This window comes from Thermodesulfobacteriota bacterium (assembly GCA_036397855.1).
In the GTDB taxonomy this organism is placed as follows: Bacteria; Desulfobacterota_D; UBA1144; order Nemesobacterales; family CSP1-2; genus DASWID01.
Genome location: DASWID010000082.1, coordinates 1 through 13,471, shown reverse-complemented (window position 1 = coordinate 13,471; position 13,471 = coordinate 1). Strand labels below are relative to the sequence as shown.

Here is a 13,471-nt window from a genome sequence, read left to right as displayed (position 1 = left end):
ATGGGCTAAGTATCCTCCAGGGTATGTAGAAACTGAGAAAGAGCAAATTATCAAAAATTGACAATCCGAATTAAAAGCAACTTACTGCATATTTTTCGCATGACTTTGTTTTGGCCGTTTGCCGCCCTTCTTTTCTAACTTATCTGAAATTGTAGACTTTTTTTAATTGATGAGAACGGATCATTGATTCAGTTTGAACGATTTCATTGGCACTTCGAGGGAAGCTACCAACTATGAATGGGCACTTCTCGCCCGGAACGAATGGAAAAACTTCTCTGTCCTTGGTAGGCGTATGCATTACTCTTTTAAGAATGACGCCTGCAGAACTATCGTGGCGGGCTGAACATTGTCTAATGTGGACCCGTGCAGTGTTCGTCTTGGCCGTGTTTTCAGCCACGGGCATTCAAGCACAGGAACTCGAGCCTAGACTCTACACAAACACACCAGTAGGGATGAATTTCATCCTGGTGGGCTATGGCTACGCGCAAGGCACCGTCCTTACAGACCCCTCGGTGCCGTTGGAAAACGGCTCCGTCAAGGTCCATGGTCCTGTTCTCGGCTTCGCCAGGTCGGTAAATCTTGGTGGCATGTCCGGTAAGATCGATGCTCTATTGTCGTATGTCTGTGCATCTGGTTCCGCCGAGTTTGCGGGGGAGTTCATGGAGCGCAATGTGTGCGGGCTAATCGATCCGCGGTTCCGGCTCTCGGTCAACCTCTACGGCGCCCCGGCGCTCACTTTAAAGGAGTTCGCCAGTTACAAACAGGACATTATCATCGGAGCAAGTATGCAGGTGGGTGTGCCCCTCGGCCAATACGACGCCGACAAACTCCTGAACATCGGTACGAACCGCTGGTTCATCAAACCAGAGGCTGGCGTCTCTAAGGCTCTGGGACCACTAATTTTGGAACTGGCAGCCGGCGTCACATTCTACACCCAGAACGACAACTTTTTGGGCGGCAAGGAAAAGAAGCAAGAGCCCCTCTATAGCCTGCAAGGACACCTCGTTTATGGATTCAAATCCGGCGTCTGGGTCGCTCTAGACAGCACCTATTACCGCGGTGGGCAAACTACCATCGATGGGGTCGAGGGAGATGATCTCCAGGAGAACTCGCGCGTTGGCCTCACCCTTGCCCTACCCGTGAATCGACATAACTCGATTAAGGTATATGCTAATACCGGCGCAACCACAAGAACCGGTGGCGACTTCGACTCGGTTGGAATTGTCTGGCAATATCGCTGGGGTGCGGGTCTATAGCAGATTTTGTGAAGTGGCACTAAGCAGCGTGGCCATGACCGCCCGGAGGTGCAATTTTTCATACTTAGGAATATAAACTTACTTTTGTCTAAGGGCCCTGGCACATCTATTGCAGAGTAAAATATCATACATTGCGTGTTAGTTTTGCTGGCACATTTCGATTCTCAAAAGCCTTTCTTTTCTTCAGAGAAGGATGCGGGAAAAGAATTAACAGATGAAAATATCCAGTCTATTAGATGAGAATTCGATCGGCCTCAATCTCAAGGTTAAAAGAAGAGAAGAAGCAATCCAAGAATTGGTAAGCATTCTTCACAGGGCAAAAAAAATCAAAAACCCCGACCAACTATTCGACGCCCTCATAAATGAAGGGAATAACACCCATTATACATACCTCGATAGAGTAGCAATCCCACATGCACTAATTGATGGTATCGATGAAGTGGTCGCCTGTTTCGCGACATTCATGCCCGGAGTCGAATTTGAAGCTGAAGACCAGAGACTTGTCCAAATAGTTTTTCTGTTCCTCTCACCCATTGGAGAAAGTGAAACCCACCTTCAAATCCTCTCGAAAGCCGAGGGATTGTTTCAAAACCAAAAACTCTGTGAAGCTTTTCTCCGTGTCGATACCAAGAAGGGGATAATCGCAGAAATCTTGACCGCAGAGAGAATGGGATGGGACACGTACATCAATCTGTCTGAAGAAGAGGTTTTAGTGGAACTAGAAACGACCGAAGGTGGACTATCTGAACAAGAGGCAAACAGGAGACTAGATTTGTACGGGCCGAATATACTCGAAAAGATTCGCGGTAAGCCCTTACTCCTTCGCTTTTCGGGGAATCTCACCAACCTTTTTGCAGTACTTTTATGGGTAGCCGGTGTACTGGCGTTTATTGCTAATATCCCAGAATTGGGGTTTGCGATCATAGCTGTAATCATTATCAATGCCATCTTCTCATTCTGGCAGGAGTATAAAGCTGAAAAGGCAGTTGAAGCCCTGAGACAGCTTATACCCTCCTACAGTCGAGTTTTCAGAGATGGTAAAGAAAAAAAAATACTGAGCTCAGAGATAGTTCCTGGGGACGTAATTCTCCTCGGGGAGGGAGACAGAGTACCGGCGGATGGAAGGCTTTTTGAAACCTTCGACATGCGCGTTGATAACTCCGCATTAACAGGTGAATCTCGACCGATTTATAAGATTTCTGAGCCTTTGGCGGACGGTAAGAATTTCATCTGGAGTGAATTGCCAAATTTAGTCTTCGGAGGGACAAGTGTACTGGCAGGATCCGGCGAGGCTATCGTCATCGCTACAGGGATGCATTCTGAAATTGGGAAAATCGCCAGGCTTACCCAGGTAATAAAAGAAGAGCTAAGTCCACTCCAAAAGGAATTGATAAACGTAACCAAAGTAATAACCGTTATAGCAGTATGTATGGGAATCGCTTTTTTCATACTGGGAAATTATGTCGCGAACCTTACGACGATTCAGAGTTTTATCTTTGCCATCGGTATAATCGTCGCAAACGTACCCGAAGGCCTTCTACCAACCGTAAGCTTGGCTCTCGCCATGGCCGTTCAAAGAATGGCTAGGCGTAATGTAGTGATAAAACGTCTCTCTTCCGTAGAAACCCTTGGTTGCACAACGGTGATATGTACTGACAAGACCGGAACGCTTACCACAAACCAGGTGAGTGTAGTCAGACTCTGGTTCGATAACAAGGTATTCGAGATCACTGGAGCTGGATATGATCCACGGGGCGAAATTCTCCACAATACTTCACAGCTTTCCGAGGGAGACCTGAACTCAACGGGATTTGAATTGATATTTAAAATCTGCAGTCTCTGCAACAACGCAGATCTTAAGGCACCCTCGCCTGAGAAGCCCTATTGGAATGTTTCAGGAGATCCCACCGAGGGCGCATTACTTGCGTTTGCTCAGAAGGCTGGCTTTGATTACAGCGAAATCAAAAGTAGGAACCCTAGGATATTTCAACTATCTTTTGACTCGGTAAGAAAGCGGATGTCCACGATTAATGAATATGATGAAAATAAAATAATTGCCAATGTAAAGGGCGCGCCCCGAGAGGTGCTTTCCCTGTGTGACTCGGTTTTTATAGACGGCAGCAGGCAAGAACTAACGGACGAAGTAAAAAGCAGCATTATGAAAAATCTCGATCATTTTGCCGGTGATGGGCTCAGGGTTTTAGGACTGGCTTATAAACAAGTAGAGAAAAAGGAAACCTACACCTTGGAAGAGGTTGAAACAGAGCTTACCTTTCTCGGACTTGTAGGGATGATGGACCCGCCCCGCCCAGAGGTACAGGGGGCAGTTAGCCTCTGCCATAGTGCCGGTATAAAAGTCATTATGATAACAGGCGACTACGGGCTCACAGCCCTCTCAATCGCTAAAAGAATTGGTCTTTCCAGGGATGATAACGCGAGGGTTATCACCGGCTACGAGATTTCCGAGATGACTGATATCGAACTTACAGAACTCTTAAAGGGAAGAGAGGTTATATTTGCCAGGGTCTCTCCGGAGCACAAGATGAGGATCGTGGATGCTCTCAAGAATATGGGAGAAGTCGTCGCGGTTACAGGGGATGGAGTCAACGATGCACCTGCTCTTAAGAGAGCAGATGTCGGAGTCGCAATGGGCCTTCGAGGAACGGACGTCGCAAGAGAGGCTGCTACCATGATTATCACCGATGACAACTTCGCGAGTATAGTGGCGGGTATTGAGGAGGGAAGGGCAATTTATTCGAACATAAAGAAATTTGTTACCTATATTTTTGCGTCCAACGTTCCGGAGATAGTTCCCTTTATTCTCTTTGTCCTCTTTAAGATTCCGCTACCCCTTACAATAATGCAGATATTGGCGGTCGATCTAGGCACCGATCTGGTTCCAGCATTAGGGCTGGGAGCCGAAACATCTGAGCCCGGTGTGATGAGTCAACCCCCCAGGTCTTTAAAGAAGCGACTTTTAGACATACCCCTATTATTTCGCGCCTATGGCTTTCTGGGAATGATTGAAGCCATGGCTTGTATGGCTGGTTATTTCTTCGTCTATTACTCTTCGGGATGGCGTCCCGGAATGGATCTTGCCTCGTCTGGCCCAATTTATCTAAAGGCCACTACAATGTGCCTCGCGGGAATAGTGGCTACACAAATAGGAAATGTCTTTGCTTGCCGAACAGAAAGGGAGTCAGTTTTTAAGATTGGCTTTTCTACAAACAGATTGATACTATTTGGTATATTAACGGAGATATTTCTGATCATGATGATAGTCTACTTTGAACCAATGCAAAAAATATTTAATACATTTTCGTTGTCACTCGTTGATTGGATTGTTCTCTGTTGTTTTATACCCATTATATTTTTTGCAGAGGAGTTTAGAAAATATCTTATCAGATATAAAAAGAAGAAGAACGATGTGGAATAACACTCTCATTCAAGTTTTCTTAGCTGCACTGCTCACCGATCTGGCAACAGGTCTAGGCGCATTACCATTTGCCTTTGTTCGCAAGATCACAATTAGATGGCAAGGCATTTCTTCAGCAATCGCTGGAGGAATGATGATTTCGGCTTCTGTGTTCGCCCTTGCAGACCAAGCGTTAATTCGTGGCAGCGTGTTGGATGTCGTATTCGGCATGTTGTTGGGCGCTGGATTCTTTACATGGGTCGCCAGGAGATTTGAGAATAACAACTGGCAAATTGGAAACCTGAGTGCAACAGATTCACGCCAAGGGGTGCTGATCATTACAACAATGTTCATTCACAGCATCCCCGAAGGAGTTGCGATAGGCGTCGGTTATGCCACAGGTGATTTAAGATTCGGAATCCTATTTGCATTAGCGATTGCTGTCCATAACATCCCTGAAGGTATTGCTATTACACTCCCCCTGCGTGCAAAGGGTGTATCGCTTTGGACTTGTGCCGGATATGCGATTTTGACCAGCGTGCCTCAGCCGTTACTCGCGGTGCCCTCTTATCTGCTTGTGTCGGTTTTCACGCCGTTGCTGCCCGCGGGATTGGGATTTGCAGGTGGTGCGATGATTTACCTCGTCGCATCGGAACTGATACCCGACAGCCTTGCTGGGTGCTCAAGGAAGGAGACTGCCTGGGGTGTGATGATAGGCTTGCTCTTGATGCTGCTAATAACTTCCGGCTTGGGGATGTGACCGGGCTAAAATTGCTTTAATACATCGAATGTTAGAAATTCAATTAACTTCGGTGCCCTACCGTTCTCTAAAGAACTTTCGATGTACTACTCAGAGCCGAGGCAAGATTTGAAAGCTCGGTAACTACCAAAACTATAAGATCATCTACCGAAACTATTCCAACCAACCTTCCTCCCCTCATGACTGGGACTCTCCTTATAGAATTCTTTCCAAGCACCCTGAGTACCTCAAATATACTCTCATTTTCCTGAACAGTAATCAATTCACTGGTCATAACATCTCCAACTAAAACCTCAAGTGGACTTTCACTATTAGCCACCACTGACACAACGATATCCCTGTCAGTAATAATTCCAAGTAGTTTTTTATCAACACCAACGACAACGAGAGACCCTATGTTCTCTTCCCTCATAATCGTAGCTGCCTCTGTTACAAGTGTAGAGGGTGGAACCGTAACTACATTCGTTTTCATGATATCTTTTGCGACCATCTATCTCTTCTCCTGGTTTAAGTGTTCTATCTAAATATCCTCACAATTTATTTGCCAATTTTTGACATCAGAATCGGGGTCAGGCTTCTCTTATTGAAATTTGACCCCTTTGATAATAAATTAGCACTCTTTCCTACTCAACTAAAATATCAAGTTTTTGTAAAGTATCTTTCTACACATGCTTCCCACAAATATTCTGCGTGGATTTTCTATGTCCCCCTGTCTTTGTTGTGTGTTGTAAGCACTTCCATCCCTTTGTTTCGATATTTCTATCATTTAATTCATACGTATACCTCGACACCGGTACTATGGGGTGTTCAAAAATAAGCTGAGGACCTAAAGCCTAACCTATACATAGATAAATGACGAAAGGTCGAAGAGTACCGTGACCTAAACAGGCAATGATGCTGTATGTAAGGGTCTATAATCCAAGTTCTTTGGAGGCTAACTTCGTGCCAATAACTCGGGCCCTTATTTTTTCGAATGCAGTTTCCCTAGCTGTAGAGGTATCATCCCCGAAGGGGGAGAAACCACAGTCGTCGGTAGTTCCCAACCGATCAGGTTCAATGAATTCAGCCGCTTCTATCACCCTGTCTCTAACTTCTTCCGGTGTTTCCAATTTAGGATTAATTGGATCTATAACCCCAACAAAAATCTTCTGACTGGTCTTCGAGTGCTGCTTTATGATACGCAGAACCCTCCGTCTATCTTTTTCGCTTGCCAATTGAATGTAGAAGTTTCCAGCACTGAGTTGAAAAAGGCTAGGCAAAAGTTCTGCATAATCGACTTCGGCGCTATGGGTTGAATCTAGATCGCCACCGGGACAGGTATGAACTCCAATTTTAATTCTCTGTTCTGCTGTGAAGCGATCAATTACGAGGTTATTGAGGCTGATGAATTCCTTCAAAAGCCTTTTTGACGGATCAAGCTTGACGGATAGCCTGCCTTCTGTAAAATCGATTTGTACGTTATATGCCCCCTTTTCCAGGCAGCGGCGTATGTCGGATTCGGTCTCATTTACCAAATCCTCAAGAAATTCTTCTCTTGAGTAATTCGTAATTCCTTCCCGTGGGTACAGGAGGCTCAAAGCCGATGCAGCGATGACAGCTTGTTTGACCGGGACATTCGCATATGTTTTTGCGTTCTCGAGATATTCGACAGCGTATCTTTTATATTTGAAGGGGCCGGAGGTTAACCGGGGCAATTGTCTAGTATGTCCGTCGGCAAACGGAATGATGACTCCATCCACAGCCAGGTTTGTAGCTCCCTGAATTGGATAGGTAAGAAAGCTAGGTTTTGTCTGTTCACCGTCTGTGATTATAGGAGATCCCGTTTCTTCAAAACGCCGAATCGTGTCCTGAACAGCTTTGTCATAGAGCTTGTCTAAATCGTTTCGTGAAATCTTTCCTACCTCGAATGCCTTTAATCCCCCCAACAACTCTTGCGCCCTTGGTATGCTGCCGATTGGCTCAGTTGGAAGCGGCATAGTCATGTCCTCCTTTACTATTTAACTCTCTGGTAGCTTTTATTCATATGTATTCTATCAGAAAATTAAATAGTGAAACTCCTTTCGCGACTTTACTATTTATTATAATTAAATTTTTGAAATAAGAAAAAGGTGCCTCCTTGAACTTATTGATCTTAAGGAGCTTAGGTCTTATAAGTAATATATTTGTTTTTCCGCTAGAGACATCGTGGGGTAATAAATCATTTAATTATCTCTACTGGTCCTTAACAACAAGGAATTAAGACCTCTTTCAATAGAAGCAAGAAAATTAAATTTTCTACTCAATAACGCCACTCTGTAAACTCAGCTTCGGACAGAAGTGCTTGCCTTTTTAGCATGCAGTCATAGAAAAAATCTTAATTCTAAGCACTATCAAAAATAAAATCAGAAAAACAGTCTACTAGATTGCTGAGAATCCAAAACAGATGGGATCGGGGTCACCCATTTCCGCGGCAGCACTGTGGGAGGAAGCAACAATTCGAGATTGGAATTTTTCGCCCATGAGAACTATTTAATTAGCCGCTTTCGTATCAATCCCATTAAAGTCTCACTTAACACCAGAACTGGTGTCTTGTCAGCGCTTACAACTAAATGCCTGTCTCTTGGAAGCTCACCAGGCTTTTCAAACCCCTGTTTAAAATTTTCAAATATGTCTAAACGCGCATCGGAAATAGATTTTCCAATATTTTCTCTTTTGAGAAGCCTTTCCCTAACAGTTTTATCACTGGTCTTTGTCTGAATAAAGAATAATGGAATCCCAAAAGACTTAGCCGCCTTAATCACTAATTGACGGTATAATCTTTTCGAAAAACTTGCGTCCAAAATGGCCGACTTACCTTTCTCAATCGATTGTTTTGCTCTAGAAATAATCTCCTTATAAACCCTATCTGTAATTTCCCTTGAATAAATGCCTCTATCAAAAGCTTCGTACTTTCTCTCGGCAGGAGAAATCCCTAGTATTTCCTTCCTAACTCTATCAGATGAGATTACATCGCAATTTAATTCTCTTGAAATTAGCTCCGCAAGCGTGCTCTTCCCAGTTCCTATCATTCCAAAAATAACAATCAATGCCGGCCGTGAACCGAAAAGCGCATATTGTAGTGAAAGTCCAAAATAATCTGTAGCTCTTTTGTGTGATGACGTTGCTTCTCTTTTTGGAACATTCGCTTCCTCACTTTTCAAGCTCTCAACCTTACCCCTTACAAAGGCCCTATAACATTTATAAAAGTCTATGACCTCATAGATTGTATCATCGCTCATTCTTTTTGAGATTTCCGAAACAACGAAATCCGCAAAGTCCCTCCTACCATTAAAGTCCAAATCCATGGCTAAAAAAGCTATATCAGAAGCGATATCGATGAATCTGAATCTATCATTGAATTCAATACAATCATGAATGCAGACATACTTCGGGGTGATGTTTATGTTGTTTAGGTGGAGGTCACCATGACAATCCTTAATGAAACCCTTTTCAATTCGCTCCTGAAATAGCGAGGAATACCTTTCAAAAAACATATCATTATAGAATTTAATCGCTTCGTGAGTTGCAGAGGAAATGGTATTTCCAATGAAACTTTTTACGAGTGAAATATTCCCGTATATAAAAGACTTGATATTTACAGGCCTTCCAAAATCATTGATAGCGACTCCGTGGTTTTGAGATTCATAGAATTCAACAAGTTTTTCTATGATTCTTCTGAGATCGTCCAGACCCACATTTCCTGTATGTATAAGATTCTTAAGAAAATACTTCTCAGGTAGTCTCTTCATTTTTACCGCATATTCTATTGTCTTATCACCCTTTCCAAACTTGTAATTTCCATCGGACATCGAGATTTCTTCAACTCCAATATATATATTGCAAAGCCTTCTATTTAGGTCCACCTCCTTTTGGCAGAATAACTTCCTTTTTTTAAGGCTTGTGAAATCCAAGAACCCAAAATCTACAGGCTTCTTTACTTTATATACGAATGGTGGCGCTATAAAAACATCTGAGATATGAGTCTGGATGTGTTTCACATTTCTTGTTTTATGCGGATATGAGAGAGGATTCAAAAGAAATTGAATGAGCTTGGCTCGGTCTATTCTAGTTTGTTTTTTCATATAGATAGAAAATTCCTTTTACCTCTAATATATCATAACTGCAAGGCCTTGGGCGTAGTACCTAAGGAGGATTTTGTGAGTTGCGAAGAAATATATTTGAAAGATTTTTAATACGCCACAGATCAAACCTTTCGTTCTGAGCCCTTAGCTTTGCTCAGGACAAGCTTGAAGAAGAGTGGAAGGTGCAGACCCAAATCCTAAATTGTAGTAAAAGATTGATAATTCTCCTTGGCAACCAGCGAGACTAAGAGTGGTCGTATAATTCATTATAAGTACCTTAATCCGCCTAAAAAGTGCAGGAAATCTAAAAATTATCCCTTCCCCCTTTCACATTCATAAAGGGGGAAGGTGAGGATGGGGGTTAACAAATGCTTGTTAATGGAGCGAGGGACTTGAGAAAAAATCCTACTGAAGCAGAACGAAAATTGTGGGCTCATCTCCGTCTTCGTCAGATCGGAGGATATAAATTTAGGAGGCAACATCCCTTAGGGCCCTACATTGTTGATGTTGTTTGTATAGAGAAGAAATTAATTGTAGAAGTGGACGGAGGACAGCACGATGAAAAGAGGTTTTATGATGCAAAAAGGGATAAGTGGCTGGAAGAAAAAGGATTTAAGGTAATAAGATTTTGGAATAATGAGGTGTTGAGGCATATTGATATTGTGAAGGAAGTAATCGAGAGTGAACTAGGCTGCGGGGAAAGGTAAGACCCCCCATCTTTATTCTTCCCCCTCAAAGGGGGAAGGGAAATATTTTTCTCCCCCACAAATAGAGGAAGATATTAATTCCTTCCCACCGTTCTTAGTGACGTCTTTAATTGCAGTTATCTTCCAGGATTTATGCCACTCTAATCGTAGAAAGGAGCTATTATATAGTCATTGTTACGTACGTAAAGATAATAAATGTTAGTCCAAGCAATTATGTCCCCGCCATCTCTTCCAGTTCACTCAATTTGGACACTTCTCCAAGGGCTGTTAGAGTGTCACCTTCTTGCATAATCGTTTTTGAAGTTGGATTAAACTGCATAACTCTCTCTTTGTTTTTAATGGCAACAACTATTACTCCTAAATCTCTTCCGATTCCACTTTCGTCCAGTGTGATACCTACTAATTTGGAATCGTTTTGAACAGGAACCTCTTCCATCTGAATTTCAATATTCCCTGCCCTTGTTGCAAATTCAATAAAGCCCATAACTGCAGGTTTCAATATAGTATGGGCTATCTTTAGACCGCCGGTGAGATAGGGTGAAACCACCCTTGTAGCACCTGCACGTAACATCTTCTGCTCTGCCCCCTCATCACTTGCTCTTGCCAGAACAAAAAGTTTCGGATTGAGCCCGCGTCCACTTAACACTACATAAAGATTTTCTGCATCTGTTGGAAGTACTGATACCAATCCCTTCGCTTTATCTATTCCTACATTTTTTAAAACCTCTTCATTTGTAGCATCCCCTTCAAATAAAAGAATGTCCCCATTATCCACTCGTGAAACAGGTTCTTTTTCTATAACAACAGCTTCCACTCCTTTCGCTTTTAACTCTCTGGCGACAATACGACCCATTCTTCCGTAGCCACAAATTATGTAATGATCTTTTAATCCCTTAATCTTCTTTTCCAACCTTCTCCTCCCAAAAACATCTTGCAATTCCCCTTCAAAAATCACTCTTGCCTCAGTAGCAAGAACATAAAGAATTATACCAACTCCGCCAATTAAGAGAACAATTGTGAAATATTCTCCAGTAGGGGAGAGTTCATGCACTTCTGCATACCCAACAGTGGTAAGTGTTATTACCGTCATAAATAATGAATCTCGGAAATTCCATCCTTCCATGACCATATACCCGATGGTGCCAAATGCATTGATCAGGATAATTAATATCGCAGAGAGTAACAGTTTGCCTCTAATTCCCTTCAAAAGATACTGAGCTCCACTTATCCAAAATTAATAAGATTTTACTGAATATATCTTGAATTAAAATTTGAATAGGCTAGTAAAACCCTTCAGTATTTAATGAAGGTAGAAATAGATAACCTGTATTATTAACAATTATCACACTTTGAAAAACAAAGGCTGGCCCTAACAAGATGAAAGCAATGGTTTTAAATAAGATAGACAGACTCGAGGATAATAAAAAACCACTCAAGCTGATAAATCTCCCCAAACCTACCCCTGGTGAGAAGGAGATTCTGGTTAGAAACTTAGCCTGCGGGGTCTGTCATACAGAATTAGATGAAATAGAGGGAAGGACACCTCCACACAAACTTCCTATAGTTCTCGGCCACCAAGTCGTAGGAACTGTGGAAAAGACCGGGAGCAATGTAACTAAGCTCAAACCCGGAGACAGGGTTGGAATCGCATGGATATTCTGGGCTTGCGGAGTATGCAAGTTTTGCCTACAGGGAAACGAAAACCTTTGTGATAAATTTAAGGCAACCGGCAGGGATGCAAATGGTGGCTATGCAGAGTATATGACGGTCTCAGAGGATTACGCCGTTAAAATCCCAGATGTGTTTTCAGAAATACAAGCCGCTCCACTTTTGTGCGCAGGTGCAGTCGGGTATAGAGCGCTCAGATTAACCGGTATAGAGGATGGAAAAAACCTCGGACTTACAGGCTTTGGAGCTTCAGGTCATATCGTACTTAAAGTCGCAAGGCACATGCATCCAAATACTAAAGTCTTTGTATTTGCAAGAAATGAAAAAGAAAGGCAATTTGCCAAAGAACTAGGCGCGGTATGGGCCGGTGACACTGAAGAGAATTCACCCGAAAGACTAGATTATATTATTGATACCACTCCCGTTTGGAAACCAATTGTTGAAGCCCTAAAGAACCTGGAAAAGGGAGGGAGATTGGTAATCAATGCGATCCGTAAAGAAGATGTTGATAAAGACTATCTTTTAAAATTAGACTACTCAGTTCACCTTTGGAATGAAAAGGAGATAAAGAGTGTCGCTAACGTTACGCGAAGGGATGTCAGTGAATTCTTGGAATTGGCCGCGGAAATTCCTCTGATACCTGAGGTGCAGGAATTCAATTTAGAAGAAGCAAACGATGCACTTTCCGAATTAAAAGATGGCAAAATCAGGGGGGCAAAGGTTCTTAAGATAAATTGATATTTTCTCTTTAGAAAATTTAGATATCAAAAAACGAAATTCCGTAATACCCTGCCTTCTTTCATTAATTCTTAACTAAGGATTTAACCCACTAGTATTATTCAAGGCTTGAGTGCCAGGACAGCACATGGAGATTCCTGTATAACCTTCTCTGTTACACTACCTAAGATTAACCTTCTGATCCCCTTCCTTCCATGTGTGTTAATGACAATTAAGTCTATTCCATTACTACTCGCATAATCTGAAATTGCTATTGCGGGATTAATTGCTTGAATGACTCTTGTATTAATCTCCAACCCCGTATCACCTTTTGACTCACTTCGCATCTGTGTTACTTCTTCAACCCTTCTCGCAAGCTCTTCCGATGAAAATTTTATCAGATCGTCAAGGACTAATGTACTTGCTGGTACTTCATAGGTATAAACGTCAAGCCTAAACACATACAGCACGGTTATTTTTGCTTTGATTTTCCTTGCCAATTCTATTGCAAAGATTAGAGCCGAGTTAACCATATCCGAAATTTCCATCGGAACAAGAATCTTGCCTATTTTAATATCACCTTCTCCTTCCGTCTTCTTAACTGCTAGAACAGGTATTTCAGACTCCCTTAATACTCTGAGAGTAGTGCTTCCAACTAGTAACCTATCTAGGAGACCGAGCCCGCTCTTTCCCAAAACAATGAGATTGGCATTCTCTCTTCGAGCGCATTCCAGTATCTCGACACCGGGGATTCCTTTTGAAACCATTCCCTCGAAGCCAATTCCCTTGGCCTCTAATGTTTTAGCTAAAGACGAAAGCTCTGACTTTAGGTTCTCCTCTACCTTCAC

Annotated in this window: 11 protein-coding genes; 5 read left to right on the top strand and 6 right to left on the bottom strand. The window is 42.6% G+C overall.

The window, feature by feature from the left end; all coding sequences use genetic code 11:
• Positions 1–353 precede the first annotated feature (353 nt).
• Complete coding sequence (locus VGA95_06295) at positions 354–1,256, top strand: transporter (protein HEX9666156.1); 903 nt, start codon at positions 354–356, stop codon at positions 1,254–1,256.
• Positions 1,257–1,470: 214 nt separating this feature from the next.
• Entirely contained in the window at positions 1,471–4,692 is a 3,222-nt protein-coding gene (locus VGA95_06290; protein ID HEX9666155.1) for an HAD-IC family P-type ATPase, read from the top strand.
• Between the two features lie 9 nt (positions 4,693–4,701).
• Here the strand turns inward: VGA95_06290 and VGA95_06285 are convergent, their stop codons facing one another.
• The gene (locus VGA95_06285; protein HEX9666154.1) at positions 4,702–5,025 is read right to left on the bottom strand and encodes a hypothetical protein; all 324 of its coding nucleotides are present in this window, start codon (positions 5,023–5,025) and stop codon (positions 4,702–4,704) included.
• Between VGA95_06285 and VGA95_06280 the strand changes: the two genes are divergently transcribed.
• Positions 5,018–5,431 carry a ZIP family metal transporter gene (locus VGA95_06280; GenBank protein ID HEX9666153.1) on the top strand — a complete coding sequence of 138 codons (414 nt, stop codon included), beginning with the start codon at positions 5,018–5,020 and terminating at the stop codon, positions 5,429–5,431. The genes VGA95_06285 and VGA95_06280 overlap by 8 nt on opposite strands.
• Positions 5,432–5,498: 67 nt before the next feature.
• On the opposite strand, the gene VGA95_06275 is transcribed toward VGA95_06280, so the two are convergent.
• From VGA95_06275 to VGA95_06265, 3 genes are all read right to left on the bottom strand, one after another.
• On the bottom strand, positions 5,499–5,921 hold the full coding sequence (locus VGA95_06275; protein HEX9666152.1) for a CBS domain-containing protein: 423 nt from the start codon (positions 5,919–5,921) through the stop codon (positions 5,499–5,501).
• Between the two features lie 421 nt (positions 5,922–6,342).
• Positions 6,343–7,407, bottom strand: a complete 1,065-nt coding sequence (locus VGA95_06270) for a cobalamin-independent methionine synthase II family protein (GenBank protein HEX9666151.1) — start codon at positions 7,405–7,407, stop codon at positions 6,343–6,345.
• A gap of 528 nt (positions 7,408–7,935) precedes the next feature.
• Positions 7,936–9,531: an AAA family ATPase gene (locus VGA95_06265; GenBank protein HEX9666150.1), complete on the bottom strand. Its 1,596-nt coding sequence runs from the start codon at positions 9,529–9,531 to the stop codon at positions 7,936–7,938.
• Positions 9,532–9,899: 368 nt separating this feature from the next.
• On the opposite strand from VGA95_06265, the gene VGA95_06260 reads away from it, so the two are divergent.
• Positions 9,900–10,238, top strand: a complete 339-nt coding sequence (locus tag VGA95_06260; protein HEX9666149.1) for an endonuclease domain-containing protein — start codon at positions 9,900–9,902, stop codon at positions 10,236–10,238.
• Between the two features lie 211 nt (positions 10,239–10,449).
• Here the strand turns inward: VGA95_06260 and VGA95_06255 are convergent, their stop codons facing one another.
• Positions 10,450–11,445: a potassium channel protein gene (locus tag VGA95_06255; GenBank protein ID HEX9666148.1), complete on the bottom strand. Its 996-nt coding sequence runs from the start codon at positions 11,443–11,445 to the stop codon at positions 10,450–10,452.
• Positions 11,446–11,615: 170 nt separating this feature from the next.
• On the opposite strand from VGA95_06255, the gene VGA95_06250 reads away from it, so the two are divergent.
• A complete protein-coding gene (locus tag VGA95_06250) occupies positions 11,616–12,644 on the top strand; it encodes a zinc-dependent alcohol dehydrogenase family protein (protein HEX9666147.1) in 1,029 nt (342 codons plus the stop codon).
• 101 nt (positions 12,645–12,745) lie between these two features.
• On the opposite strand, the gene VGA95_06245 is transcribed toward VGA95_06250, so the two are convergent.
• A partial coding sequence (locus VGA95_06245; GenBank protein HEX9666146.1) for a universal stress protein occupies positions 12,746–13,471 on the bottom strand: 726 nt, incomplete at its 5' end.

Coding starts and splice junctions, on each gene's coding strand:
- VGA95_06280 (HEX9666153.1), top strand. CDS start 5,018: ATGTTCATTCACAGCATCCCCGAAGGAGTTGCGATAGGCGTCGGTTAT.
- VGA95_06260 (HEX9666149.1), top strand. CDS start 9,900: ATGCTTGTTAATGGAGCGAGGGACTTGAGAAAAAATCCTACTGAAGCA.
- VGA95_06285 (HEX9666154.1), bottom strand. CDS start 5,025: ATGAACATTGTTGTAATGATCAGCACCCCTTGGCGTGAATCTGTTGCA.
- VGA95_06270 (HEX9666151.1), bottom strand. CDS start 7,407: ATGCCGCTTCCAACTGAGCCAATCGGCAGCATACCAAGGGCGCAAGAG.
- VGA95_06295 (HEX9666156.1), top strand. CDS start 354: ATGTGGACCCGTGCAGTGTTCGTCTTGGCCGTGTTTTCAGCCACGGGC.
- VGA95_06250 (HEX9666147.1), top strand. CDS start 11,616: ATGAAAGCAATGGTTTTAAATAAGATAGACAGACTCGAGGATAATAAA.
- VGA95_06275 (HEX9666152.1), bottom strand. CDS start 5,921: ATGGTCGCAAAAGATATCATGAAAACGAATGTAGTTACGGTTCCACCC.
- VGA95_06265 (HEX9666150.1), bottom strand. CDS start 9,531: ATGAAAAAACAAACTAGAATAGACCGAGCCAAGCTCATTCAATTTCTT.
- VGA95_06290 (HEX9666155.1), top strand. CDS start 1,471: ATGAAAATATCCAGTCTATTAGATGAGAATTCGATCGGCCTCAATCTC.